At 46.1% G+C, this 25314-nt stretch carries 23 protein-coding genes; all 23 read right to left on the bottom strand.

Annotated features, from left to right (window positions below):
- Nucleotides 1–4: 4 nt before the first annotated feature.
- The gene (gene motA, locus CCVT_RS02170) at nucleotides 5–778 is read right to left on the bottom strand and encodes a flagellar motor stator protein MotA (protein WP_018136952.1); all 774 of its coding nucleotides are present in this window, start codon (nucleotides 776–778) and stop codon (nucleotides 5–7) included.
- Between the two features lie 126 nt (nucleotides 779–904).
- Complete coding sequence (locus CCVT_RS02165; RefSeq protein ID WP_018136953.1) at nucleotides 905–2419, bottom strand: 2-isopropylmalate synthase; 1515 nt, start codon at nucleotides 2417–2419, stop codon at nucleotides 905–907.
- 133 nt (nucleotides 2420–2552) lie between these two features.
- Nucleotides 2553–3284 carry a CDP-diacylglycerol--serine O-phosphatidyltransferase gene (pssA, locus tag CCVT_RS02160; RefSeq protein WP_009651056.1) on the bottom strand — a complete coding sequence of 244 codons (732 nt, stop codon included), beginning with the start codon at nucleotides 3282–3284 and terminating at the stop codon, nucleotides 2553–2555.
- Nucleotides 3284–3904: a phosphatidylserine decarboxylase gene (locus CCVT_RS02155; protein WP_018136954.1), complete on the bottom strand. Its 621-nt coding sequence runs from the start codon at nucleotides 3902–3904 to the stop codon at nucleotides 3284–3286. The genes pssA and CCVT_RS02155 overlap by 1 nt, the downstream gene beginning before the upstream one ends.
- A 2-nt stretch (nucleotides 3905–3906) precedes the next feature.
- Nucleotides 3907–5853: an ATP-dependent zinc metalloprotease FtsH gene (gene ftsH, locus CCVT_RS02150; RefSeq protein WP_018136955.1), complete on the bottom strand. Its 1947-nt coding sequence runs from the start codon at nucleotides 5851–5853 to the stop codon at nucleotides 3907–3909.
- Entirely contained in the window at nucleotides 5854–6687 is an 834-nt protein-coding gene (locus tag CCVT_RS02145; RefSeq protein ID WP_018136956.1) for a 50S ribosomal protein L11 methyltransferase, read from the bottom strand. It lies immediately after the preceding gene.
- Complete coding sequence (locus CCVT_RS02140) at nucleotides 6687–7052, bottom strand: chemotaxis response regulator CheY (protein ID WP_026175517.1); 366 nt, start codon at nucleotides 7050–7052, stop codon at nucleotides 6687–6689. Before CCVT_RS02140 ends, CCVT_RS02145 begins: the two co-directional genes overlap by 1 nt.
- A 62-nt stretch (nucleotides 7053–7114) precedes the next feature.
- Entirely contained in the window at nucleotides 7115–7825 is a 711-nt protein-coding gene (gene hisA / locus CCVT_RS02135) for a 1-(5-phosphoribosyl)-5-[(5-phosphoribosylamino)methylideneamino]imidazole-4-carboxamide isomerase (protein ID WP_018136957.1), read from the bottom strand.
- Entirely contained in the window at nucleotides 7825–8436 is a 612-nt protein-coding gene (gene hisH / locus CCVT_RS02130; protein WP_018136958.1) for an imidazole glycerol phosphate synthase subunit HisH, read from the bottom strand. Before hisH ends, hisA begins: the two co-directional genes overlap by 1 nt.
- Nucleotides 8433–9326, bottom strand: a complete 894-nt coding sequence (locus CCVT_RS02125) for a PDC sensor domain-containing protein (protein ID WP_018136959.1) — start codon at nucleotides 9324–9326, stop codon at nucleotides 8433–8435. The genes hisH and CCVT_RS02125 overlap by 4 nt, the downstream gene beginning before the upstream one ends.
- A gap of 2 nt (nucleotides 9327–9328) precedes the next feature.
- Nucleotides 9329–11110 carry a UDP-N-acetylglucosamine 4,6-dehydratase (configuration-retaining) gene (gene pglF / locus CCVT_RS02120; protein ID WP_018136960.1) on the bottom strand — a complete coding sequence of 594 codons (1782 nt, stop codon included), beginning with the start codon at nucleotides 11108–11110 and terminating at the stop codon, nucleotides 9329–9331.
- Nucleotides 11111–12202 carry a UDP-N-acetylbacillosamine transaminase gene (gene pglE, locus CCVT_RS02115; RefSeq protein WP_018136961.1) on the bottom strand — a complete coding sequence of 364 codons (1092 nt, stop codon included), beginning with the start codon at nucleotides 12200–12202 and terminating at the stop codon, nucleotides 11111–11113. It lies immediately after the preceding gene.
- Nucleotides 12203–12265: 63 nt separating this feature from the next.
- Complete coding sequence (pglD, locus tag CCVT_RS02110) at nucleotides 12266–12847, bottom strand: UDP-N-acetylbacillosamine N-acetyltransferase (RefSeq protein ID WP_018136962.1); 582 nt, start codon at nucleotides 12845–12847, stop codon at nucleotides 12266–12268.
- Nucleotides 12834–13439 carry an undecaprenyl phosphate N,N'-diacetylbacillosamine 1-phosphate transferase gene (pglC, locus tag CCVT_RS02105; RefSeq protein WP_018136963.1) on the bottom strand — a complete coding sequence of 202 codons (606 nt, stop codon included), beginning with the start codon at nucleotides 13437–13439 and terminating at the stop codon, nucleotides 12834–12836. Before pglC ends, pglD begins: the two co-directional genes overlap by 14 nt.
- Nucleotides 13432–14547, bottom strand: a complete 1116-nt coding sequence (locus tag CCVT_RS02100; RefSeq protein WP_018136964.1) for a glycosyltransferase family 4 protein — start codon at nucleotides 14545–14547, stop codon at nucleotides 13432–13434. The genes pglC and CCVT_RS02100 overlap by 8 nt, the downstream gene beginning before the upstream one ends.
- Before the next feature lies 1 nt (nucleotide 14548).
- A complete protein-coding gene (locus CCVT_RS02095) occupies nucleotides 14549–16675 on the bottom strand; it encodes an STT3 domain-containing protein (protein ID WP_018136965.1) in 2127 nt (708 codons plus the stop codon).
- The gene (gene pglJ / locus CCVT_RS02090) at nucleotides 16665–17789 is read right to left on the bottom strand and encodes an N-acetylgalactosamine-N,N'-diacetylbacillosaminyl-diphospho-undecaprenol 4-alpha-N-acetylgalactosaminyltransferase (protein ID WP_018136966.1); all 1125 of its coding nucleotides are present in this window, start codon (nucleotides 17787–17789) and stop codon (nucleotides 16665–16667) included. The genes CCVT_RS02095 and pglJ overlap by 11 nt, the downstream gene beginning before the upstream one ends.
- On the bottom strand, nucleotides 17786–18829 hold the full coding sequence (locus tag CCVT_RS02085; RefSeq protein WP_018136967.1) for a glycosyltransferase: 1044 nt from the start codon (nucleotides 18827–18829) through the stop codon (nucleotides 17786–17788). The genes pglJ and CCVT_RS02085 overlap by 4 nt, the downstream gene beginning before the upstream one ends.
- A complete protein-coding gene (locus CCVT_RS02080; RefSeq protein WP_018136968.1) occupies nucleotides 18826–19902 on the bottom strand; it encodes a glycosyltransferase in 1077 nt (358 codons plus the stop codon). Before CCVT_RS02080 ends, CCVT_RS02085 begins: the two co-directional genes overlap by 4 nt.
- A complete protein-coding gene (locus tag CCVT_RS02075) occupies nucleotides 19899–20861 on the bottom strand; it encodes a glycosyltransferase family 2 protein (protein ID WP_018136969.1) in 963 nt (320 codons plus the stop codon). Before CCVT_RS02075 ends, CCVT_RS02080 begins: the two co-directional genes overlap by 4 nt.
- 16 nt (nucleotides 20862–20877) lie before the next feature.
- Entirely contained in the window at nucleotides 20878–21645 is a 768-nt protein-coding gene (locus CCVT_RS02070) for a glycosyltransferase family 25 protein (RefSeq protein ID WP_018136970.1), read from the bottom strand.
- The gene (locus CCVT_RS02065; RefSeq protein WP_018136971.1) at nucleotides 21646–23163 is read right to left on the bottom strand and encodes an MATE family efflux transporter; all 1518 of its coding nucleotides are present in this window, start codon (nucleotides 23161–23163) and stop codon (nucleotides 21646–21648) included.
- Complete coding sequence (locus CCVT_RS02060) at nucleotides 23164–25305, bottom strand: STT3 domain-containing protein (protein ID WP_018136972.1); 2142 nt, start codon at nucleotides 25303–25305, stop codon at nucleotides 23164–23166. It lies immediately after the preceding gene.
- Nucleotides 25306–25314: the final 9 nt, after the last annotated feature.

Here is a 25314-nt window from a genome sequence, read left to right as displayed (position 1 = left end):
TTACCTACTTGTTAAATTGCGACTGAGCCGGCTCGTCATGTGAAAGGAAGTTAAATAGCCTCTCCTCTAAATTTCTTGGGTTTGCACCTTCTGCTATACCGGTGACCGCCTCTACGATCACGGTTTTAGTTCTTATTATGTCTTTTGCGTTTGCCATTATCTTCGCGCCCCAAGGACCAAAGATCGCATACGCACCCATAATGCCAGTCACCGTCGCGGTAAATGCACCGGCGATACCAGCCGCCATAGCGGCAGGATCATCAAGTAAGGCAAGAGCTAGCATCAGACCCATGACCGCTCCGACTAGCCCAAACGTCGGGCAGCTCTCGCCGGTCTTGATCCAAAAGTGCCCACACTCGTGGTAATACTCTTCAAGCTGCTCTATCTTGATCTCCATATTTTCTCTGATGTCGCCTATTGGCTGACCGTCGACGAGCATCATCATCGCACTCTTTAAAAATTCATCTTCGATAGTAGCTACCTTTGGCTCAAGCGCCAAAAGCCCATCTCTACGTGCGGTGACAGAGAGATCGATGAGCTCTTTTATAAGCTTTGGCACATCGGTACCGGTGCCTTTAAAGATGATTTTCAGCTCCTTGAAAGCGGGCTTTATAAATTTTTTATTAGTCGATGTCATAGCCGAAAATATAGCGGTAGGGATAACGATAAGCAGTGACGAGACATGAATGACATGAAGGGGGCTTCCGCCCTCCAAGATATCGCCTATAGAGATACTAGTGACCGACAAAAGCATCCCAAGTATCGTAGATAGATCCATACAATATCCTTGAAGTATTAAATTTTTATTGTGTAATTATATCGTAAAATTTGAATAATATTTACTTACTGATCGCTCTTGTCGCCACCGATAGCGCCCGCCTCATAAGGCAGGCTAAATTTCAAATCAATTCCTTTTCATTTTCAAAAAGCTATTTAGCGCCCCTACATACGCCTTTGCGCTAGCCATCATCGTATCTATGTCAAGTCCGTGCCCCATGACCGCGTTAAAGCCCTCAAATTCGACCTTCACATCGACCTTGGCCAAAGCGTCTTTACCCTGTGAAACGGCGGTGACTTTATAATCTTTTAGTATGCCGCTAACGCCGCTTATCCTATCTACGACCTTAAAGATCGCATCGACAGTGCCGTTTCCAAGCGCAGAGTCGCTTACGACCTCATCATTATGCTTGATACTCACGGATGCGCTTGCCAGAGCGTTGTTGCAGCTACTTTGAAGTAGTCTTACTATCTCGTAAGCTTGCGGTATCTTGGTTATCTCTTCAGCCACGAGCGCACGCAAATCATCATCGAAAATTTCCTTTTTCTTGTCCGCAAGATCTTTAAATTTCTCAAAAGCGGTATTTAAAGCCTCGCTCTCAAGGTCAAATCCAAGTGCGGCGAGCTTATCTTTAAATGCGTGACGGCCGCTATGCTTGCCAAGCACGAGCGAATTTTTCTCAAGCCCTATGCTCTCGGCCGAGATGATCTCGTAGGTCTCTTTATGTTTTAGCACGCCGTCTTGATGTATGCCGCTTTCGTGAGCAAAGGCGTTTTTACCCACGATCGCTTTGTTTGGCTGAGGTTCGATGCCGGTGATGCTGGCAATGAGACGCGAAGTCGGGTAAATTTCCTTGCAGATGATGTCCGTATAAAGCGGAGCGAACACATCCTGGCGTGTCTTTATCGCCATCACGATCTCTTCTAGTGCGGCATTTCCTGCGCGTTCACCGATGCCGTTTATCGTGCACTCCACTTGACGCGCACCGGCACTTATGCAGGCTAGAGAATTTGCCGTCGCAAGGCCTAAGTCATTGTGATTATGCACCGAAACTACGGCACGTCCTGCGATAAACTGCACCATTTGACCTATCCTCTGACTAAGCTCGCTAGGCAAGCGATACCCGACGGTGTCCGGTAAATTTATGGTTTTTGCACCAGCATTTATCGTCGCATCGCAAATTTCTTTTAAAAATTCCAAATCGCTCCTACCCGCATCCTCGCAACTAAACTCGACATCATCGCAAAAGCTCTTGGCGTATTTCACGGCGTCTACCGCGCGTTTGATGACCTCGTCCGGTTTCATTTTCAGCTTAAATTCCATATGGATAGGGCTTGTAGCGATGAATGTGTGGATGCGCTTATGTTTAGCGGGAGCCAAGGCCTCGCCGGCAGCCTTTATGTCGCGCTCTACGGCTCTAGCTAGCGAGCATACGGTTATATTGGACGCTTGTTTGGCTATTTGATTTACTGCATCAAAATCTCCGAGGCTGGCCGCCGCGAAACCAGCCTCCATGACATCTACGCCAAGCCTTTCTAGCTGAAGCGCTATTTGAAGCTTTTCAGCCGTATTCATCGAAGCTCCCGGACTTTGCTCACCATCTCTTAATGTCGTATCAAAAATTATTATTTTATTATCCATTTTTTATCCTTGTGTAAATTTTAAAATTTTGGGGTTAGTTTTAGAGTGAATATTCGCTACCAAAGTAGCAGTAGAGAGTTTTTGATTTCGATTTTAGGCAAGAATTTACGTGATTTTATAATACCTGCATCGCTCATTCGCTCTCCTTTTTCTTAGAATTTTTACTAAACATTATGGCCGCTCTAATTATGCCATATAAAGTGTAAACGCTCATAACTATCGTCGCACTTTCAAACGGATAAAGATAAAGCATGGAAAACGCCACTACCAAAACGACTAATATGCGCATGACATGAGTTTGTTTTAAATTCATCTTTTTAAAGCTTGGGTAGCGGATGTTGCTGACCATCAAGACCGCCAAGACACTTTGCAAAAGGACGTAAAACCACTCAAATCCTTGCAAAATTTCATAGTCTAGATACACGCCGATCCAAAGGACGCTGACTATCGCGGCCGTCGGTATAGGAAGCCCGATGAAAACGTTTGGTTCGTAGGTGCCCGTAGTTACGTTAAACCTAGCAAGTCTGATAGCTCCAAAAACTACAAACATCGCAGCTATCAGCGCTCCAAATTTACCAAACTGCACTCCGATGACGATGTAAAACAAAATGGCCGGTGCGACGCCAAATGCGACCAGATCGGCCAAGCTGTCAAATTCTACGCCAAATTTACTGGTAGTTTTCGTTAGTCTGGCTACGCGTCCGTCAAGCCCGTCAAGCACGAGAGATAAAACGACATAAATGATCGCTTTGGTGTAGTTGCCCTGGATAGACGAGATAACGCTTATGACGCCCAAAAATGCGCTCGCAGCGGTAAATAAATTTGGCAAGATATACATAAGCTGCATCTTTTGTAAGCTATTCATCATCTATCCTTTTTATCAAAATAACCCAAAAGCTCGCCGGCTTTTAGCTTTTCGCCTACGCTTACGCAAATTTTAGCATCTTTTGGCAAAAACATCACCACTACCCCGCAGCCCAGGAAGCCAAATTTACGAGCGGCCTTTAAATTTTGAACTCTATCTAAAAAAAGCCTTTTGCTAAAGACTCCCGCGATTATGCGCATCGCAAATTTTAGCGAGCCGCTTTGACAAACGAGTAAAGCTCGCTCGTTGAGAGCCTCTGAAATTTTCATATGGTTACACAAAAATAGCCCGTGTCTGCGGCGAATATTCAAAATTTGCATATCGCACGGCGCACGAAGCGAACCAACGCCAAAAAACGATTTTTCTATCACGATCTTGGTAACGTCGTCCCCTTCGAAATTTGAAAGAGAAACATCTGCGATCTTGCCGTCAATAGGCGATAGCAAGGCGAGCTCGTCATCGGTATAAGGCACTCGCTCTGGATCTCTAAAAAAATACAACGTCAGGATGAAAATCACCGTAAAAAATAGCGGCAAAAAGCCAAACAGCAATGACAAAAGCAATAAGATACCCGAAAAGGCGATGCATTTATAGCCGTATCTCGCGATATATCCTGTCATTTTCAGTCCTCTTTTTGACCTTGTTTGGCGTGTCCGTCATATTCGCTATGTTCGTCGTTTGAGACTAGGCGAGTCTCAAGTCCGTTTTGCTCCTCATAAGCTTTAATGATCTCGCGGACTCTCTTACCTTCGATAGTCTCTTCTTCGTAAAGCGCACTTACCATACTTTCTATCGCACCGCTATAAATTTCAAGTGCTTCCAAAACGGTGGAATACCTCTCATGAAGCATGCTTTTTACGAAGTCATCGACCTTTTCAGCCATCTTATCGCTGTAATCTTTTATGCTCTGTCCGCCGTTTAAAAATGTCGCTCGCTGCTTTTCAAGCACCATAAGTCCGGCAACATCGCTCATTCCATACATGCTTACCATGGCTTTTATGATATCAGTCGCTCGCTCAAGGTCGTTGCTGGCACCGGTCGAAATTTCTTTTATGAAAACTTCCTCGGCAGCGCGTCCACCAAGAAGCACATCGACCTCGGCTATGAGCTCATGCTTTTGCATCATAAATTTATTTTCTTCAGGCGTATTTAGCGTATAGCCAAGCGCTGCAAGCCCGCGTGGGACGACGGAAACCTTGGTGACCTTTTTTGCGCCTTTGGTTATCTCGGCGATGAGGGCGTGGCCGCACTCGTGATAGGTGACTATCTTTTTTTCTTTCGGATTTACACGGCGCGACTTTTTCTCTAAGCCAGCGATAGAGCGCTCGACTGCCTCTACTAGGTCGGCTTGCTCGACGAAAGGCTTTGACTTGCGTCCGGCAAGGAGCGCAGCCTCGTTTATGATATTTTCAAGATCGGCTCCTGCAAGCCCAGTCGTAAGACGCCCGATCTCCTCGAGGCTGACGTCTTTGCCTATCTTGACATCTTTCATATGCACTTTTAATATATCACAGCGCCCCTTAAAATCAGGCTTATCGACAAGCACCTGTCTATCAAACCTGCCGGGCCTTAAAAGCGCAGCGTCTAAAATTTCGGGTCTGTTCGTAGCTGCGATGACGATGACAGGCGATTTGTCAGCGTCAAACCCGTCCATCTCGGAAAGTAGCTGATTAAGCGTCTGCTCGCGCTCGTCGTTTCCTCCCATTGGGCCTGAATTCCTACTCTTTCCTATCGCGTCTATTTCATCGATGAATACGATCGCCGGCGCCTCTTTTTTTGCATTTTCAAACAAATCGCGCACACGGCTGGCACCTACACCCACAAACATCTCGATGAAGCTTGATGCCGACATCGAAAAAAACGGCACATCAGCCTCGCCGGCAACGGCTCTGGCTAAAAGCGTTTTGCCTGTTCCCGGAGGTCCTACGAGCAAAATTCCTTTTGGTATTTTCGCTCCTAAATTTAGATATTTGTCCGGACTTTTTAGATAATCTACTATCTCTTGAACCTCTTCTTTAGCCTCTTCCACGCCTGCCACATCGTCAAATTTAACCTTTGGCTTTTCGGAATTTATAAGCTTTTTCGCACTTCCTATGCCGAGTATGCCCCCGCCCATATTTCTTTGCATCCTACTAGCCAAAAACATCCAGATACCAAAGAATATAAACACAGGAAGCACCCATGAAAACAGTAGCTCGGTGAACCAATTAGTATCGCTATAAGCGCTGTATGCGACGTTGTTTTGCTCAAGTAGGCTAATTAGCGTAGGATCGCTGACGCGCTTTACAATATAGACCATTTTATCGTGCCCGGCGGCTCTTATCGTACTATCGGAGATCGCCACCTCGTTTATTTGCTTTGCTTTTAGCATGTCCTTAAATTCAGAATACGGTATGACCTTGCTCTGAGCCTGCGAGCCCATAGCGATAGAGCCCATGCTATCGCCGGTAAAGCTCCTAAAAGCAAGCACGATGATTATGGCGAAAATCGCAAAAATCAGTATCGGATTTTTATTAAAAAAGCCGTTATTGTCGCCATTGTTTTGATTTTTATTATTTTGATTATTCATTCATTTCCTCTTATTTTTAAAAACGAAGCTGACCCAGTCGCCAAGCTCTTTTTTCTCGATCAGATCAAGCTGTTTAAAAGTCTCTTTTACCCGCTCTTCATACTTGGTCAAGATCCCCGAAAGTATGAGATATGCGCCATCTTTCAATGCACGCTTTAGATCGTTTGCAAGCATGAATATCACGTCTGCGATGATGTTTGCCACGACTATGTCGTATTTTTTATCTAAATTTGCAATTGAACCGACCCAAATTTTACTAAAATTTACGCCATTTAGCATAGCGTTGCTTTTAGAGCTCTCGATGGCTTGCTCGTCGGTATCGCAGGCCTCGACATCGCAGCCAAGCTTGGCAAGTGCGATGCTTAAAATCCCGCTTCCGCAGCCTACATCAAGTGCCTTATCGCCGCTTTTCGCATATTTTTGTAAAAACAGCAAACAAGAGCCGGTGCTCTCATGATGTCCCGACCCAAAGGCTAGAGCGGGGTCTATTATGATGTTTGTCACGCCCTTTAGCTCGTTTTCCCAGCTTGGACGGATGTAAATTTTATCTAAAAGGATAGGTTTGACCGCCTTTTTGTATTCGTTTATCCAGTCTTTGTTTTCTTTTATGCTGAGTTTTGTTCGGATATCGTTTGGCTTTTTTAGCGCTGTGCAGAGCCTCTTGGCGTATTCGTTCACGCCCCATTCGATTTGGCTTAGATCGTCCTCGTCTCGCAATATTATTTCATTATCTAGCTCTTCTAAGCAAGTAGTTCCGAAAGAGAAGACAAGCTCCAAAATTTCATCGTAAAATTCCGATGTTTTGATGCTTAATTCGTAGAATTTATCTTTCATCAACCAAGAACGTCTTCAAGCTTCTCTTTTAAAACTTGCGGCGTAAAAGGCTTGACGATGTAGTTGTTCACACCCGCCTTTAAAGCGGTGATGACTTCGGCTTTACCGCCTTCTGTCGTTACCATTATGATAGGCATATCGACGTATTTTTGCTCGGCGCGGACCTTTTTAACCAGCTCTAGCCCGTTCATCTCAGGCATGTTCCAGTCGGTGATAAGCACGTCTATATCGCTATGCTGCGCCATCAAATTCCACGCTTCAAGCCCGTGTTCGGCCTCTAAAATTTCTTGATGTCCAAGTCTTTGTAAAGTATTTTTTATGATTCTTCTCATCGTCGAGCTGTCATCTACAACCAAAATCTTCACACAATATCCTTTTAGTAAAAATTGCTCTATTCTATCAAATTTTAAATTTATCAAAGCTTTAATTATAAAACTTTTCTAAAAGCCTCTTTTAGGTCGATTTTGCCCTCGTAATACGCCTTTCCCACGATCACGCCGGCTACTTCGCCACTGTCTTTTAGCCGCACGATATCGCTCATATCCTTTACACCGCCGCTTGCGATCGTATCCACGCCGCTTACACGCGCTATTTCGAGCGTGAAGTCTAAATTCACGCCGCCTAGCATGCCGTCTTTTGCGATGTCGGTGCAGATTATCGCTTTCACGCCAGCATCCGCAAATTTAGCCGCTAGCTCGCTAGCTCTCATCTGCGAGACCTCCGCCCAGCCCTGCGTCGCGACAAAGCTATCTTTTGCGTCGATGCCGACAACGATGGGGTAAATTTTAGCCATCTCGCGGACGAAATTTGGTTCGTTTAGCGCGACTGAGCCCAAGATCACGCGGCTAGCTCCGATGTCAAGATAGCGTTTTATGCGCGCTTCGTCACGTATACCTCCGCCGATTTGCACCTTTAAATTTGTGGATTTTACTATCTTTTTGACCGCGTCAAAATTTACCATCTCGCCGGCAAACGCACCGTCTAGATCGACGACATGTAGCCATTTTGCGCCGTAACCCTCAAAAATTTTTGCCAGCTCCTGCGGGGCATGAGAGTAAATTTTAGCACTCATCATCTCACCCTTACTAAGCCTCACCGCCTTGCCCTCTTTTAGATCGATCGCCGGGAAAATCTCCATCAAAGCCTCCCAAAATTTTGTAAAATTTTTAGTCCCGTGTCATGGCTTTTCTCGGGGTGTGGCTGAAAGCCAAAGACGTTACCTTTCGCCACCGCGCTAGTAAATTTATAGCCGTATTCGCTACTACCAAGCACGGCGTTTTCATCGCAGACAACGTGGTAGCTATGCACGAAATAAAGATATTCGCTCTTTTTGAGCCCGCGATTTATAGGCGTTTCGCGCACGAAATTTATCACGTTCCAGCCGGTGTGCGGCACTTTTAACGGCTCGTCAAATTTAGCGTCGTCAAATTTAACCACCTCGCCGCGAAGCAAGCCAAGCCCTGCATGCTCGCCAAATTCGCTGCTCTTTTCAAAAAGTAGCTGCATGCCAAGGCAAATGCCTAAAAACGGTCTTCCGCTCGCGACGAAATCCTTTATCGCTTCGTCTAAATTTGCAGATTTTAGCTTTTTCATCGCCTCGCCAAACGCCCCAACGCCCGGCAAGATAATGCGCTCAAATTTAGCCAGCTCTTGGGCGTTTCTTACAAGTCGCGCGCTTAAATTTAGCTTCTCAAACGCATTTATGACGCTTTGTAAATTTCCCGCGCCATAATCGATGATACCGATCATTTCTCCTGCCTTTTGACACTAAAAAGATAGACGCTAAGCGCGATCATCAGTATCGCCACGCCGCCGATGAGATAGATCGCGTTTATGATGTTTTCGGGCGCGGTAATGGCGAATTTAAACACGAGCATGAGCGCTTCGATCGCAAGGGCGATGATAATCGAGCCGATAAATCGCACCATCGTCTTATAAACGACGCTGTTTTCATCGTGGTTTTTGCCGATGACCTCCTCTTCAAATATCGTTTTAACCAGATCAAATATTGCTAAGGCTAGCGTCAAGATGATAGTCGATGAAAATATCTCTTCGATGTCGATAAGCTCGATGCTTGTGAGGATAAAGTCCTTTACCCCGTGCCAAAACAAAAACGCACAGATCATAAAAAGTGCGGCGCAAAAAAGACTGTAAGCCGCCTTTAAAAATTTGCCAAAATAATTTTCCAGCTCGCCAGAGTCCGTCATCGTGAGGATATTTTCCAGCGAAATATCGATGCAGGCGATAAATTTAAGCCTGCCCGCGTCGTCATATATCGGCACGCTTGCAGTGACGCATAAATTTGCGTTCAGGCTCGAAGGATAGGGGTCGCTCAGCACGCAGCGTTTTTCCCGCACCGCCAGATAATAATAAGCCTTATTTGAGCGATCCTCGCCCTCGCCGACCTCGTATTTTTTGTTTAGACTGATCGCGTTTTCCAGCTGGATGCCGTTCTCGTCCAGCACGTAAAATGCGTCGAAATTTTCTATCTCGCGGCTGATCTTTTCAAAGCCGCTTTTTATCGAGGTGAGTGAGACGCCGGGCAGGTGGTTTGGAAGGTTGCGACTAAAAAGATAGCAGATATACGCGCGCGCCTTGTAGCGGGTATCGCTGAAACGCTGGATGTCTTTTATTACCAAATTTATCCTTTTAAATTTAGTGCGTGGTTAAATTCAGGCACTATTTTTTTTAGCTCGCCCGCGATGTCCTCGTCTTCAAGCTCGAGCAAATGAGCGATCTGCTCGTTTAAAACGGCGATATCGTAAGGCGAGGAGTGAGTGACGAAGATGGACTCGAATTTCGTCTTTACGTCGTCTTTGTTTATGAGTAGCTCTTCGTAGAGCTTCTCACCGGTCCTAAGCCCTACAAATTCGATACCCAAATGCTCTTTATTAGAAAGCAGCAGCATCTTTTTAGCAAGATCGACGATCTTTACCGGCTCGCCCATATCAAGTACGAAAAGCTCTCCGCCGTTTGCGATGGACGCGGCTTGTAGCACGAGCTGGCAGGCTTCTGATGTGAGCATGAAGTAGCGTGTGATGTCAGGATGTGTGACGGTGAGAGGCTTATTTGCGGCGATCTGCGCTTTAAATTTAGGTATGACACTACCGCTGCTGCCAAGGACGTTGCCAAAGCGCACGCAAACGATCTCGCAAGCGCCTTTTTCGTTGGAATTTAGCGCGTAAAGCTCACAAACTCGCTTTGTCGTCCCCATTATGTTTGTCGGACGAACGGCTTTGTCAGATGAGATCATGACGATCTTTTTGACGCCGTATTTTTTAGATAGATCGATCGTATTTTTGGTGCCTAGTATGTTGTTTTCGACCGCCGAGCGAGGATTTAGCTCGCAAAGGGGCACGTGCTTATACGCGGCTGCATGAATGACGATCTGAGGTCTAAACTCGGCGAAAATTTCCTCAAAGTCCTTAAAATTCACGATATTTACGAGCTTGCTTATCGTTCGCCTATCTTTGGTGTCTTCGCCGATCTTATAGAGGTTAAATTCGCTATGATCGACCATGATGAGCTCTTTCACGCCAAAATTCAAACACTGCTTGCATATCTCGCTACCTATGCTGCCGCCGGCTCCCGTGACTAAAACGACTTTGTCTTTTAAGAAATTCGAGATCACTTCAGGGTTTAGATCTTTTGGCTTTCTAGCGAGCAGGTCTTCGATAGAGATGTCTTTTATCGGCTCTTTTTCGATGAGCGAAAAGAGCTTGATGTCTCTTATGCCGTAACCCGTAAGCTCGTCAAACAAAGCCTGAAGGTCGTCTTGCTCCAAGGCTAGAGCGATGATAGCGGTTTTGACGTTGTATTCTTTGATGAGGGTCGGAATTTCACTCTTATCCTGCACCAAAAAGCCGTCGCAGTAAGTACCGACCAGATCGCTCCTACCATCGACTACACCGACTGCGTAAAAGTCGAGATAGCCCTGTTTTAGCCCGCTTAAGACATGAAGCGCCTTTGTCGTAGCACCCAGGACGATGCACGGCTCACCCTTATGAGGGCGGTTTGAAAAGTCTATAAACATACGTTTTGATATCCTAAGAGCGCCCACAAGCAGGCACGAGATCAGCATGTCTATCAAAATGACGCTTCTTGGATACGGGTTTAAAAAATCTTGCAAGATGAAAAAAACGAGCATGAATGCCGCGGCTGCGCTTAGATGCACGAGGAAAATTTTACGCGCTTCGTTAAGTCCGAAAAATCTCCAAGGCACCTTGTAAATTTTAAAAAGCCACATGAAAACGAGCTTAAAGACCACGAGAAAAGCGGCGGTTATAAATAGTCCTTGCAGGTAAATTTCAGGTATCCCTCCGTTAAATCTCAAAAGATACGCCGCGTATATCGAGGCGATAAATATGACCGCGTCGCCTACGAGAAAGAAAATGAGCCGTTTTAGCTTCGTCGCCTGAAACATCTACGCGTTTTCCTTTACGATATCTATCACTCTAGCCTGCGTAGCCTCGCTCATATCTGAGCCGCTTGGTAGGCAGATACCGCGCTCAAACAGCCCCTCACTCGTGCCGTCAATAAAGCCAAGCGCGCCATTAAATACAGGCTGCATGTGCATCGGCTTCCAAAGCGGACGGCTCTCGATATTTGCCTTGGCTAGAGCCTCGATGACTCGCAGGTGCGCGCCTTTTTGCTTAAACGCACCCGTTGTCAGCCAACGGTTGCCGCGCGAATTTGAAATTTCAGGCATAAATTCTAATATCCCCTCCAGCTCGCGCTCGTAAATTTCAAAGACCTTTCTTTTTTGCATTACGCGCTGCTCCAAGACCTCCATCTGCGCCGTTCCTATCGCGCCTAGAACGTTGCTTAGGCGGTAGTTGTAGCCGTAGTCTTTGTGCTCGTAGTGAAGTAGCGGCTCGCGTGCTTGCGTGCTGTAATATCTCGCCTTCTCAACGCCTGCCGTGTCGCCAACCAGCATACCGCCGCCGCTTGTGGTGATGATTTTGTTGCCGTTAAAGCTATAAACGCCAAATTTACCAAACGTGCCAAGCGCCTTGCCGCCGTAAAATCCGCCTAACGCCTCGGCTGCGTCCTCCACCAGATCTATGCCCTCGTTTTGGCAAATTTCGCAAATTTCTTTCATCTTTGCCGCCTGTCCGTAAAGGTGCGTGAGCACGAGCGCTTTTGGCTTTTTAGGTAAATTTGCGATCGCTTTTTTAAGTAGCTCGGGGCTTAGATTCCAGCTCTCGTCACAGTCGATGAAAACGGGAGTCGCCTTTTCATAAAGTATCGGACTAACCGACGCCATAAAGGTAAAACTGCTCGCAAGCACGAGATCGCCAGCTGTTACGCCAAGCACGCGAAGTGCGAGGTGCAGCCCGGCAGTGCCCGCGCTAAGCGCCAAGGCATCGTGCGCGCCCGTGTAGCTTTTTATGCTGTTTTCAAATTTATTGACATATTCGCCAAGCGGGGCGATGTAGTTGCTTTTAAAAACTTCTGCAATGTAGTCTTGTTCTTTGCCGCTCATATTTGGCGGAGATAAAAAAACTCTATCCATCTTTTCCTCTTTTCTTAAAATAATCCGAATTTTAGCACTATTTTGTAAATTTAAAGGTTACGCTTAAACAATCCTCGCCGGCACGCCGTAAGCTTTCACGTCGCTTGGTATATCGCGCACGACGACGCTTCCTGCGCCTATGATCGCGTCAGAGCCGATATTTACGCCTTGTATCACGCATGAGCCTATGCCGATGTGCGTCCGTGCGCCAACATGCACGTTACCGGCTAGTGCAGCATTTGGGCTGATGTGAGCGAATTCGCCGATCACGCACTCATGCTCTATGACAGCGGCGGTGTTTATGATAACTCCTTGATTTATCACGGCGTGCGCGTTGATGACGGCGTTTGGCATGACGACCGCGCCTTCATAAATTTGCGCGCTTTGGCTGACGACCGCGCTTGGGTGGATTAAATTTACGATGTTAAATCCAACCTCGCTTACCTTTTTGCTTAAAATTTCACGTGTCTTGTTTGCTCCTACGGCGATGACTATGTCGGCGCGAAGCAGATCGGGGCTAAATTTCAGCCCCGCCGCATCATCTAAAAACACGATCTCATCGTATCCGACCGCACGCGCGATATCAGCGACCACCAGTCCGTGTCCGCTCGCTCCGTAAATGTAGATCCTTTTAGTTTTTTCCATTAAATTTCTCCGTCGTCGCCATCCCTTCTTTGCTGACTCCGCTTCGTTTGAGCACCTTTTGTATCGTAAGAAGCGCAATCTTTACGTCAAGCGCGAAGCTTAGCTCACGCACATACTGCGCGTCGTATTCAAATTTTTTCGCCCAGCTGATCGCGTTTCTGCCATTTACCTGCGCCAGTCCCGTGATACCCGGGCGTACATCGTGGCGCGTGGCTTGCTCGGGGGTGTAAAGGAGCAGGTATTCGATGAGCAGCGGGCGCGGTCCGATGAAGCTCATATCGCCTTTTAGCACGTTAAAAAGCTGAGGCAGCTCATCAAGGCTGAGCGAGCGGATGAGCTTGCCAAATCTATTTAGCCGCATTTCATCGGGTAGTAGCTCGCCGTCTGCGCCGCGCTCGTCGCTCATTGTCTTAAATTTATAAATTTTAAAAATTTGCGCGTGTAGCCCCGGGCGAGCCTGCGTAAAAACGACATCGCGGCTGATCTTAAAGTAGATAAATATCGCCGTCACCACCATAAAAGGTAGCGTCAAAACGATGAGAAAAATCGCGCCCAAAATATCCAAAAATCGCTTGAAAAAAGCCCTATACATCGATAAATTTCCTGTAAATTTCAATATATTTTTTCGCGATCTCTCGCTCGTCAAACTCTCGCACCGCCATCTCGCGCCCGTTGCGCCCCATTTGAGCCGCCAAATTTTCATCATTTAGCAAAATTTCGATCTTCGCCGCCAGATCGCCCGCATTTCGCACCTGACAAAGCAGCCCGTTTGCACCCTCTATCACCGCTTCATTGCAGCCCTCTACATCGCTAGCCACGACCGCGCGCGACATACTCATGGCTTCTAGCACCGTTCGCGGGAAGCCCTCTTTGTAGCTTGGTAGCACGAGCATGTAAGCGGCTTTTAAAAGCTGCGGGATGTCGTCACGTGCGCCCAGATAACGCACATTGCCGCCGTTTAAAAATTTAAGATCGGCTGTGCTTTTGTTACCGTCAAAGCCTTCGCCTACAAAGACAAATTCGCAGTCGGTGCGATCTTTTAAAATTTGCGCCGCTTCGTAAAATTCTCTCACGCCCTTGTGCCACATCGCCCGAGCGATCATCAAAACGACCTTTTTATCACCTAAATTTGCCGCCTTGACGCAGCTCTCGTCAAATTTAGCCGTATCCACGCCCACACTTTTTACCTTGAAAATTTTCTCCTTTGCTATGAGCCCGCGAGAGAGAAAATACGCAGGATCGGCGTCATTTACGAAAATGCACGCGTCAGCCTTTGCGAGTGAAATTTTATAAAGCTGCTCCAAAACGAGCCTGATGACGCGCGTCTTGAAATCATCGTCGATGTAAAAGCTACCAAGCCCCTCGACCAAATTTATCACGCGCTTTATGCCCGCGCGCTTTGCTGCAAACGTGCCAAAGACGTTTGACTTATGCGCGCCCGTTTGCAATAGGTCTAAATTTAGTCCGCGCAAAATTTCGCTTAGTTTTTTTGAGTTTTCAAGCACGACAAGCGGGTTTAGGCTAGCTCTGTCAAGCTCGTATGTAACGGCGTTAAATTCGCTCGCAAGAGCCTGCGTATAAGCGCCTTTTGGAGCGATGGCAAACACTTCGTGTCCAAGTACTTGCAAAGCGCGCATTATCGGACTTCTAAAGAAGTAGATGCTCATATCTGCATGTGATAAAAAACCTATACGTGCCATATCACCTCTTTAGTCTATAAACCTTTGCTGCGCCGCTTAAAATCACAGGCTCAAAAAGCCTCTCGTCATATCGCTCGAGCACGAAAAGCTGGATATAGGCGCTATTTACCATGCTCTCATCAAGGATCAAGAAGCGTCCGTAATCGCGCATGAAAATGACGTAAATTTTAGAATTTTCATCGTTTTTATACTCTTTTACGTTAAGCCTACCCTTCTCGTCGTAGCTAGTCTCGATGAACGCAGCCAGACTCATCTTCATGCCGTTGTAGCTAAGCGTGCTGACATCGCTTGAAAGCACGAAGCCGTTACCTAAATTTATCCCTCTTTCATCCTGTGCGATCGCACTTGCGATAAAAAATATCCCCTCGGCATGGCTCTTGCCATTTTTTAGATCGAGCCTACTAAACTGCAGTATCGTAGGGAAAATATAAAGCATACGGTCCGGCAGATAATAATAAATTTCGCGTGTTTTAGGCGGTAAGCTCAAATTTTGATCTTTAAGACCGCTTAAAAATACATTCACATCGCTGATATTTCTATCCTCTAAAATTTGCGTCATATTCGAGGTGAAACGCTCGTTAAATTTACGCTCGGTGTATTCTACCTCGATGCGAGCCATATTTGCAGAGCTCGTCTCGTCGCTTCCAAGCGCGTAGCTAACGGCGTAGTTATCGCGTCCAAGGTGCTTGCCACCGTCTATTAAGGTCTTGACATCGGCGTAATATCGTATCGGATAGCCGTAGTCCCACCACGCAAGCACGTAGTCCTCGCGTCCGGCGATACCTTTTAGCTTGTTTAAAATCTCAACCTCGCTCCTGCTAAAAACGGGCGAGGCTTTGTAGTTATAGATATGACTTAGTGCCGGCAGTAGCGCAAACACGGCGATGAGACAATATGCGGCATTGAAGCTAGCGGGCTTTAGCTTTAAAATTTCAAGAAAATAAACGATGAAATACCCAAAGCCTATCGCCATCACAGGCACGGCGTAAATCGTAAATCTAAGCCCGCCTTTAAGCGCTAAAAAGCCCAAAAATAGCATACCAAGCGTGACTAAAAACGAGCGATGCTTCACGCAAAGCATGATGACGCCCGCCAGTGAGACGAGAAAGGTCAGCACGCTCGAGCTGATACGCTCGCAAAACAGCTGCAGATCGACGATGCCCGACTCTTGGATAGTTTGATTTACATTAAAATATTTAAAACTGACGCCAGCACTCTCGGGCACGGCTCTAAAAACGTAAAATTTAAGCTGGAAGATTATCGGATTTAGCCCGCCTCCTATAACAAAAAGCGCAAACGAGGCCGCTAAAGCCGCCAGGATAAATTTGAAATTTAAAAGCTCTTTTTTAAACAAAACACCAAGATAAAAGCCAAAAACGAGCAAAATTTTGACGTAAATATCTATGTTCGTGATAGATAAAACGAGCAAAACGAGCTGTGCGTAACAGGCCCGATTTCTACGCTCAAAAATAAGCGTATAGACTAAAAATATCCCCGCACTCACGCTTATCAAAGAAAATGCGCTCGCATACCACCACATATAAATCAGTATGCTGACCGGCGCTATGATGATGCTTGCGGTATCCCTTTTTTCAAGCACGCGCACCAAGCCCCAAAGCATGAAGACACTAAGAGGGATGATGAGCATGTCGGTGTCATAATATCCCGCCATCGTGCGGTTGTAGTAGCTGTCTGCGATAGAGCCTAAAAGTGCGGCGATGAGGCCTGCTTTTGGATTTTTGTATTCAAGCGATATGAGAAGTATAGGTATTACGACTAGCGAGCTGAAAAACACACTCATATAAAGCATCGCGGCCTCTAGCTTGACGCCAAAAATTTTCACTATCCAATAAGTCAGCGTCGAGAGCGGATAGCCAAAATAGCTTAGATCGTTTGGCTGGTGAAAGCCTGCGAGCATATCGCGCGCACCTTCGGCAAATGCGTAGCCGTCATTAGTGCTTATCATCAGCTCGCCGTTCCAAAAAAACGACGAAAATTCGCTCGCCCAGACGACCCAGTAAAGGCGGCAAACTACACTAAAAACGAAAGCGATCGCTATTAGTAAAACGCTTTGCTTTGAGAGGTGAAAATTTTTAAAATATGAGCTAAAACCCTCTTTATCCATCATCATTTTCCAAAAATTTTATAAGTTTTTGCGCGATTTGGGCGCTATCAAACGATTTTGCGCGATTATACGCAATCTTTTCAAAATTTTGCCTTATTCGCTCGTCCTCAAGCGCTATTTTCATCGCATTTTTCATCGCTTGCTCGTCGTCTACGGGCGTCAAGAGGCCAAACTCATCGTCTCCAAGCAGCTCTCTTGCGCCGCTTTGATGATCGGTCGAGATTATGAATTTCTCACACGCCAAGGCCTCCAGTAAGACGTTTGAAAAGCCCTCGAATCTCGAAGCGCAGACGAAACACGAGGCGTTTTTTATAAATTTAAAAGGATTTTTATCCGTGCCAAGCAGCTTCACGCGATCACTCACGCCAAGCTCATCGATCAAATTTTGTAGCCGCTCTTTTAACGGCCCTTTGCCAAGTATACCAAGAGTGGCGCGAGGATCACTCAAAGAGGCTATTATACGGATCAGCATCGCTTGATTTTTACCGCTGTCAAGCCGCCCGATATTTATGAAAAACGGCCTAAATTCCCCCTCGAGAGGCTCGTTTTCGAGCTGCTTTATCGCGCTTAAATTCAGCGCATTGTAAAGCACCTTCGTCTTGCGCTCGTCGCAGCCAAAATTTCGCATCAGATCGTCTGCATTGCCCTGCGCGTTGGCAAGTATCAAGTCGGCCTTGTTGTAAAGGCTTTTAAGCAAAATTCTATTTACAGCCCCGCTGACGCCGTTTTTATAGATCACCGACGGGCAGCTTCGCTCACTTATGACTATGCGCCCCTTAAGCCCAAAAATACGGGCGATGAGAGCGATATAGCAAGGGCGGTTCATCAGCACAAAATGCGTGTCTATGCCTAAATTTTCGCATAGCTTTTTGTATCTAAGAGCTAAATTTGGCAGCGCAAAAAACAGCCTAATAAGCTTACGCACGCCGCTTTCATAAGGATCGCTCTTTTCGATGAAATGTATCTTTACCTCGCTTGGCAGCTCGTATGCGATCACTTCACTCATCAAGACCAGATGCACCTCGTATCTTTGCACCAAAAAAGGTAGTAAATTCGAGACGTTTCGCTCCGCGCCTCCTGGCCCCATCGAATATAAAAATACCACTAATTTTTTCAACTCTTCACGACCTCGTCTATTAAATTTCGCCATTTTTCCATTATATTTTTTATGCTAAATTCGCTCGAATTTCGCGCTGCATTATCAGCGATGCGCTCTATCAAAACCTCATCGCTTAAAAGCGAATCTAACGCGCCGGCAAGCTCGTCCTCGTTTTCGTTTTCAAAAAGTATGCCGTCTACGCCGTTGGTTATGAGCTCTCGCCCTCCTACCGTGTCACTAGAAATTCGCGCACAGCGGGACGCTCCGGCCTCTATGAGCACATTTGAAAGCCCCTCGCTCCTTGAGCTTAAAACGAAAATTTTGGCCTTGGCATAAAGCGGTGCGACGTCCTTTATATGCCCTAAAAATTCGATATCTAGTCCAAGCTCTTGCGCTAATTTTTTTAAATTTTGCTCCTCTTTGCCTTCGCCCGCTATCTGCACGCGCCAGCCTTCAAGCAGACTTTTATCAAGCTTTGCAAGGGCCTTGAAATACACGTCGTAGCCCTTGACCGTCTCGAGTCTGCCGACGCTTAAAACGATATTTTGCTTTTGCGCGGGCGCGGCGTCTATGAAAAGGGGATTGTGCAATATGACGCGCCTTTTTACGAAGTCATAATACTCAAAATCGCTCCTGCTAAGCACGCTAAGCGCATCTACTCTTTTGTAAGCAAGATCGCGTATGAGCCTAAATTTAGCGCTTTTTAAGTATTCATTCGCGTGATGCTCGGTCGCGATGAGTTTATAATTTAGCCCCAAATTTGCAACCACGCACGCTACGTTCGTCCAGTCTATGAAGCTAATTATCACGTCAGGATCTACGCTCTTAAAACACGCGCGAAGGGCTAAAATTTTCTTAAATTTAGCCAAAATTTTATTTCCGCTGTAAATTTTGAGATGATGAAAAACGATATTTGGCGCAAAGTCATAAAATCCCATATCATCTTCAAGCACCGCTATATGCACCTCGTTTTGCTCAGCCAGCTGGGTAGATAGCGCGCTTAGAACGCGCTCTGCACCGCCGTTTCTAAGTGCTGCTATCACGAATAAAATCTTCACTCGCGCTCCTCATCGTCCGCACCGCCTAGTTTAAGCAGCTCTAGCCACTGCTCGTAGATGTTTTGCAGGCTAAATTCATCCAGTCTGGCTCTAGCGTTTTTGCATATTTGCGCGCACCGCTCTTTGTCATCTACGAGCGATCTGACGGCCGCACTCATCGAGTGCACGTCGTTTATCTCGCAAAGTAGCCCGTCAAAGCCGTCCGTGATGAGCTCTGCTGCACCGCTAGTCTTAGTCGCCACCCTGGCGCAGTCAAAATTTATCGCCTCTATCAAGGTATTGCCAAGGCCCTCGTAGATCGAGCAGGACAGCAAAATTTTAGCCCTTTGATAAAGCGCACCGATATCAGCGACATTGCCTAAAAATTTAACGTTCGCGCCAAGCTGGGCCGACAGCTTTTCAAGATCGCCTCTTTGCTCGCCCTCTCCGGCGACTGCAAACTCATATCCGCTATCCTTTAGGCTGGCTGCGACCCTCACGAACATCTCGCAGTTTTTAAGCTTCATCAAACGCCCGACGAAAATGACTAAATTTTGCTTTTTTGACTCTAAATTTTGCGCTTTGTCTGCAAAAAAGGGATTATGGATCACACGGACGTTTTTGCAAAATTTAGCGTAATGCGCGGCGTCATAGCGCGTGAGCACACTGATAGCGTCTGCAAAAGGATAAAGAATGCGGCGTAAAATTTTAAATATCGCCCTCTTTGGCGCGTCAAAGCTCGTGTGCTCGCTCACGATGGCAGGCGTCTTTAGTCCAAGCGAGCTAACGATCACTAGTGCGTTCGTGCTATCAAGGAACGAAATGACCGCGTCAAAGCTGCCGTTTTTTATCAGACTCCTAAGCGCAAGCAGCTTGTTCAGGCGCTTTTTAAAATTTCTTAAAATTCCAAGATCATCCGCGCCTTGGTTTAAGTTTATGAGTTTTATCCGCTCGCTAAGCTCGTAAAATGGCACGCCACTGTCAAATTTAGCCAAGCTTACGTCGTGAAATTTCGCAAACTGCGAGGCTATGAGTGAGCAGACGCGCTCTGCACCGCCGCTTCTAAGAGTCGAGATGACAAATAAAATTTTCATATCTTAAACCTTTGCTTTATCCGGACTCGAAGCCTTGAGAGTATCGGTAAAACCGAGCTTGGCAGCGGACTAAGCAGCAAAAAAACGACGGCTTCTTTGCTTACCTTGACGCTCAGGCTTTTAAAGATCGCGCGATACATCATTTTGTATTCGCCCGCCATCTTGGCGTAGTAAGCGGCGTTTTTATACTGAAGCGCCAAAAATCCCGGCGCATGAACGCTTGCTATCTCGCGGCATAAATCTGCCGTTTTCAAGTAGGCATACGCTACGCTCTTGGCGTGCTTCGAGGCATTTACAGTCGCACTGTCGGCGCGGGCTATGCGGTAGATATAAAGCGGCTTTTTAAGGTAAAACACGCGCTTTTCAAAAAAGCGTATGTAAAGCTCGTTTTCGCCGCCAAAACTCCGCTCGTCAAAGCGAAAATCCTCTATGAATTCGCGCGAGAAAAGCTTGAAAAACTCGCCGCTTATGCGTCCGCAGTGATAGTCTATCTTGCTCATTTCGCCGCTTTGCGCGTAGGGGCTGCGACCTGCGATCTTGCCCGTAATGACGCCATCTTTTTCGCATATCGCGTCTGCAAAAACGCAAGCATAGCCGCCGCTAACGCACTCGAAGCACTCTTTGATCGCGTCCTCATAAAGCTCGTCGTCGTCGTCAAGTAAGCAGACAAACTCGCCCGTAACGTTGTCAAAGCCGTTATTTTTGTTGCCGTTGGGGCTTTTTGTATGAGCGCTGTTTTTAAAATATTTCACGCGTACGTCGTTTGCCGCCTTGCAAATTTCATGCGCGCTTTCGTCCGCGCCGTCATCGGTCACGATGATCTCTAAATTTTCATAGCTTTGAGCGAGAGCTGAATTTAGCGCCTTTTTAAGAAGCTCGGAGCGGTTGAACGTGGGGATCACGACGCTTATTAAGGGCTCGTTTCCGCCAGCGCACGTCATATCTTGTATCTTGCTCAAATTTTACCCCTTTGGCTCAAACCTCATCCCTTTTAAAAATTCTCTCATAGCCCATGAAATACTTCTCAAAACGCGAGCAAAACAGGAATTTCAGGCTCTTTAGCCTAGCCTTTAAATTTGGCTTATAGCCCCTATCGATGCGCTCGGCTTCGATATTTGAGCCGCTTAGATCTATCGGATGAGAAAAAATATCGCTAAAATACATCGCCATATCATCTTGCCTCAGCAAATACTCCCAAACATCGGTCGTGCAAAGCGCTCGCTTGTGTATCCGCAGTAGATTTTGCGCACTTTGCCTAGTTAGGACATAGGCCCCCGCTCTATAAATGCTCGAGTGCGAATACCTTGAAACCAGCCAAAGCCGCCTATTTTTAAAATTTATCCGCTTGCCAAACGCGCTAAACCTACCCGCCAGTCCGTCTTGGCAACCGCAAATAAGTAGCGAATTTTGGGGTATTTGCTCGGCCAGCTCAAACGCCGCCGCCACACCCGCGTCATCTCCGATCACGTCATCTTCGAGGATAAGCGCAAATTTAGCCTCGCTAGCCAAAAACGCCTCATACGCTTTCACGTGAGAGAGCGAGCAGCCCACTTCTGCCGGGCTTAAAATTTTACCGTAAGCACGATATGAGGGCAAAACATAGCCAAAATACTCCCGCGCGTTCATCTGCCGCCCGTCGACAGCGTCGATGAGGGTGAATTTATCATAGCTTTTGAAGCGCTGTTTCAGGGCCTCGCGCCTTCCAGTGTCCTTTGCGAGTGAGATCAAAAAAACAGGATACATCTAACGCCTTTTAAATTTCATTAAAATTTTTTGAGCGACTACGGCGCGCTCGAATTTGTTGAAAAACAGCGCGAACGTGAGCACGTATCCGCCGCCTAGAAACGTTAGCGCGACCGCGATGAATTCGCCCCAATTTGCGATACTGACAAATTTACCCGCCCAAAAAAATAGCAGCACAAGCGCGGCAAAAATACATAAATTTTTAAAATAAACGCCGTAAAAGGTCGTGAGCTTCACGCCTAAATTTAGCGCCGCGTTTATGAGGTCAAAGCCCAATATCCGCACGCTATAAAGCACTGCACCGACGATGACGACGCCGTAAATGCCGTAATGCGTGAATTTCAAAATGCAAATTTGAGCCGCGATCGTACTAACGCCAAGGAGCGTGTTTGCAATCGCCGGGCGACGCAGTTTATTCGTCGCGCTGTCAAGGTTAAAAAGCGAAAAAACGAAGCTGATAAACACGATAGGCACGAGCGTGATCATCGAAAGCTCGTAAATGAGCGCGATCTCCGCAGCGCTTTTAAACGGCAACCAAAGCGTGTAAAACTCGCGTCCGAACACGACAAAAATAGCAGCCGGTGCGCTCATCACAAAGGCGACTACGCGCATGGAAAATTTCGCCTCGGCGATGAGTGCGGGCAAATTTGTCTTTGAGTGAAGCTCTACGAATTTTGGTACAAATATCGCGCTAAGCTGGGCTACGAAGCTCTCTAAGATGATCGGAGCGGCCTTTGCGACCGATAAAATCCCGGTGATGTCGGCGTTTATGAAGATGTTGCAGATGAATAGATCCATGCCGGTCATCAGTATGCGATTTAGCGCATTGAAGCTGTTCCAAACGCCTGATCTTAGCAGTTCTTTTATCTTGGCAAGGTCAAATTTAGCAAGGCTGAATTTAAGCTGCGGAGTGATGCGCGCGGACATCAAAATAGTGCTAAAAAAGACAAACATCGAGGCTGCAAGCGCTGAGATAGCGATATAAGCGATCATCGGCCTAAAAAAATAAAAAAGCGCCACGATGAGAGCGGCTAGGATCACGCTTGAGAGGGCGTTTCTGATGGATAGCAGATAAAGCTTGTTTCGCACGAACGCGCACACGGTCAGCACGCCGTTAAAAAGCCCGACGCAAAAATTTATAAAATAAAAAACGAGCGTGAGCCTGACATCGGTCAGTAAATTTTGCGGAACATTTAAAACGTGCTGTAAATTTAGGATAAAAACGCCAGAAAGCAGCGCAACAAGGAGAGAGAAAAATATATTCACGGCTAAAACCGAGGAGTAGTAGCCGTTTGCCCTCTCTATGTCGCCTCTGTGCCACTCGTAGGCGACGAAGCGGCCGCTGACCGAGTTTATCGCGACCGTGATGACGGCTGCGTAGCTGACGATGGCGTTAGAGAGCCCCACAAAGCCGTAAGCCTCGTTACCAAGGCTTTTTAAGATAAATGGCGTAAGGAAAAAATTTATCCCCATCGAGACGATGAAAACGATGATGGAGCTGATGAGATTTATGAGCATTTACTTTAGCAACCTGTAAATTTTAGCCGCTTGATCCAAAACAACGGGCTCAAAAAGCTCTTTGTCGTAGTTTTCAAATATAAAAAGCTGGACAAAAGTCGAATCAAAGGCCTTTTTCTCAAGCAGTAAAATTCTATTGTAATTAGCCAAAAATATCACGTAAATTTTAGCATTTTCATCGATTTTATTTGCCTTCACATCAAGCTTCCCATCGATATAAGATACCTGATAATACGAATTTATCGGTATTTGCTCGCCATTACGCGTTATAAATTTAAAATCTCCAAGCGGCAAAACAAAGCCCTCTCCTATATTTAAACCCTTTTCATCGGACGAAAACGGAAAACCGATATAAATGAGCGGCTTTTCAAACTCTTTTCCGGTCGTTATATCAAGCATCGAAAAGCTAAGGATCTCAGGAAGGATATTTACCATCTCCGGCAAAAGATAGTAGTAAATTTCTCTAGTCTTTGGAGGAAGTTTGAAATTTTTATCTTCTAGTGAATTTAAAAATTTATTGACATCCGTTTGGTTGTAGTCCTTTAGTATCTGAGACAGACCAAGCCTAAATTTCTCATCAAACTGCCTTTCACTATACTCCACGTCAAGACGTGCCATATTTGCGGAGCTGGCTTGATCTTGGCTAAGCGCAAAGCTCGTTAGAAAGCTGTATGTGCCTGATTGCCTCCCCGGATCGCTCAGCGTTTTGACATCGGCATAATACTTGATCAAATAGCCATAATCCCACCACGACAGGACATAGTCCTCTCTGCTAGCTTTCGTTTTAAGCAGATCAAGCGCACTTATGGCGCTATTTCCAAGTAGTGTAGGTATATGGTAGCGGTAAATATACTCTAAATTTGGTACAAGCGCCAAGCAAGCGCATACCCAAAACAACGCGCCCTTCAACCAAGCTCGTATCTGAAATAAATTCAGCGCAAAATATAAAAAATAACCAAAGCCAAGCGCCGTTATAGGCGTAAGATACATACTAAACCTGCCTCCGCCCACAAAGGCCAGACAGCCAAGCGCAAGCATAGGCATGACAAGCCAAAACGAGCGAAATTTCACCAGCATCAAGACTATACCGATACAAGATAGCGCAAATACCACGATATGCCCGCCGACATTTACGGCAAAGAGGCTAATACTGGTGTTTTTAACCTCCGCTATCGTTTTACTGACATTGAGAAAATAAAACGTATCGTTTAGTTCGCTAGCTTGTTTTACGAGATAAAAATGCAATTTACTGGATACAGAGCTAAATCCGCCAAAAGCCGCAAACAAAGCAACCATAAAAGCTCCGAGGCAAAAAAGCATCTTTTTGCCAAACATTTGAGGCTTCAAACACATCAAAACATAAAGCGAACCTATCATCGCCGCCTTTAAAATAAAAATGAAATTTATGATAGCATCCGCACTATAAGCGTCAAAATCTATAATAGCCATCAGCATAAAGATCATAGCTTTATAGTTTGTCTCGTTTTTCCTATCAAATACGAGCGTATAAAGCAAAAACATAACGATCAAAGCTAAATTTAGCGAATAAGAGCTTTGATACCACCAGTCGTAAACGAGCATAAATACTGCAGGCAGGATGAAATTTTGACTTTTTTTATCGACTAGCCTTATGAGCGCCCACACCACAAGTAGTGACAAAGTCACATTCAGCATATCGCTATCGTAATACCCCGCAAGCGTCCTTATATAATATCCCGGAAGTATAGAGGCGATCAAAGCCGCTACAATGCCGGCATTTGTAATTTTGTATTCGCGAGCGATCAAGATGATAGGCAGGACGATGAGTGGGCTTAAAAATACACTCATATAAAAGATGATACTTTCAAATTTAAACGGCAAAATTTTAGCCAAGATAAAAGTGAATGTCGGTATCGAGCCGCCATACGGGCTAAGGTCGTTTGGCTGATGAAAGCCAGCGAGCATATCGCGCGCACCTTCGGCGTTATAAAAGCCATCGTTCGTGTTAGTTATGAATTCGCCGTTAAAATGAAATTGCTCTATCCCGCTAGCCCAATACACCCAGTAAAAACGGCATATAACGCCGAATAAATAAGCTAGCAAGATAAAAACTAAAATTTGCTTTGATGAGCGAAAATCTAAATTTAAGGCTTGATTATCCACATATTTCCT

The sequence above is a fragment of the Campylobacter curvus genome, assembly GCF_013372125.1.
GTDB lineage: Bacteria > Campylobacterota > Campylobacteria > Campylobacterales > Campylobacteraceae > Campylobacter_A > Campylobacter_A curvus.
The sequence above is the reverse complement of the archived record's forward strand: the minus strand, read 5'-3'. Positions and strand labels throughout refer to the sequence as shown.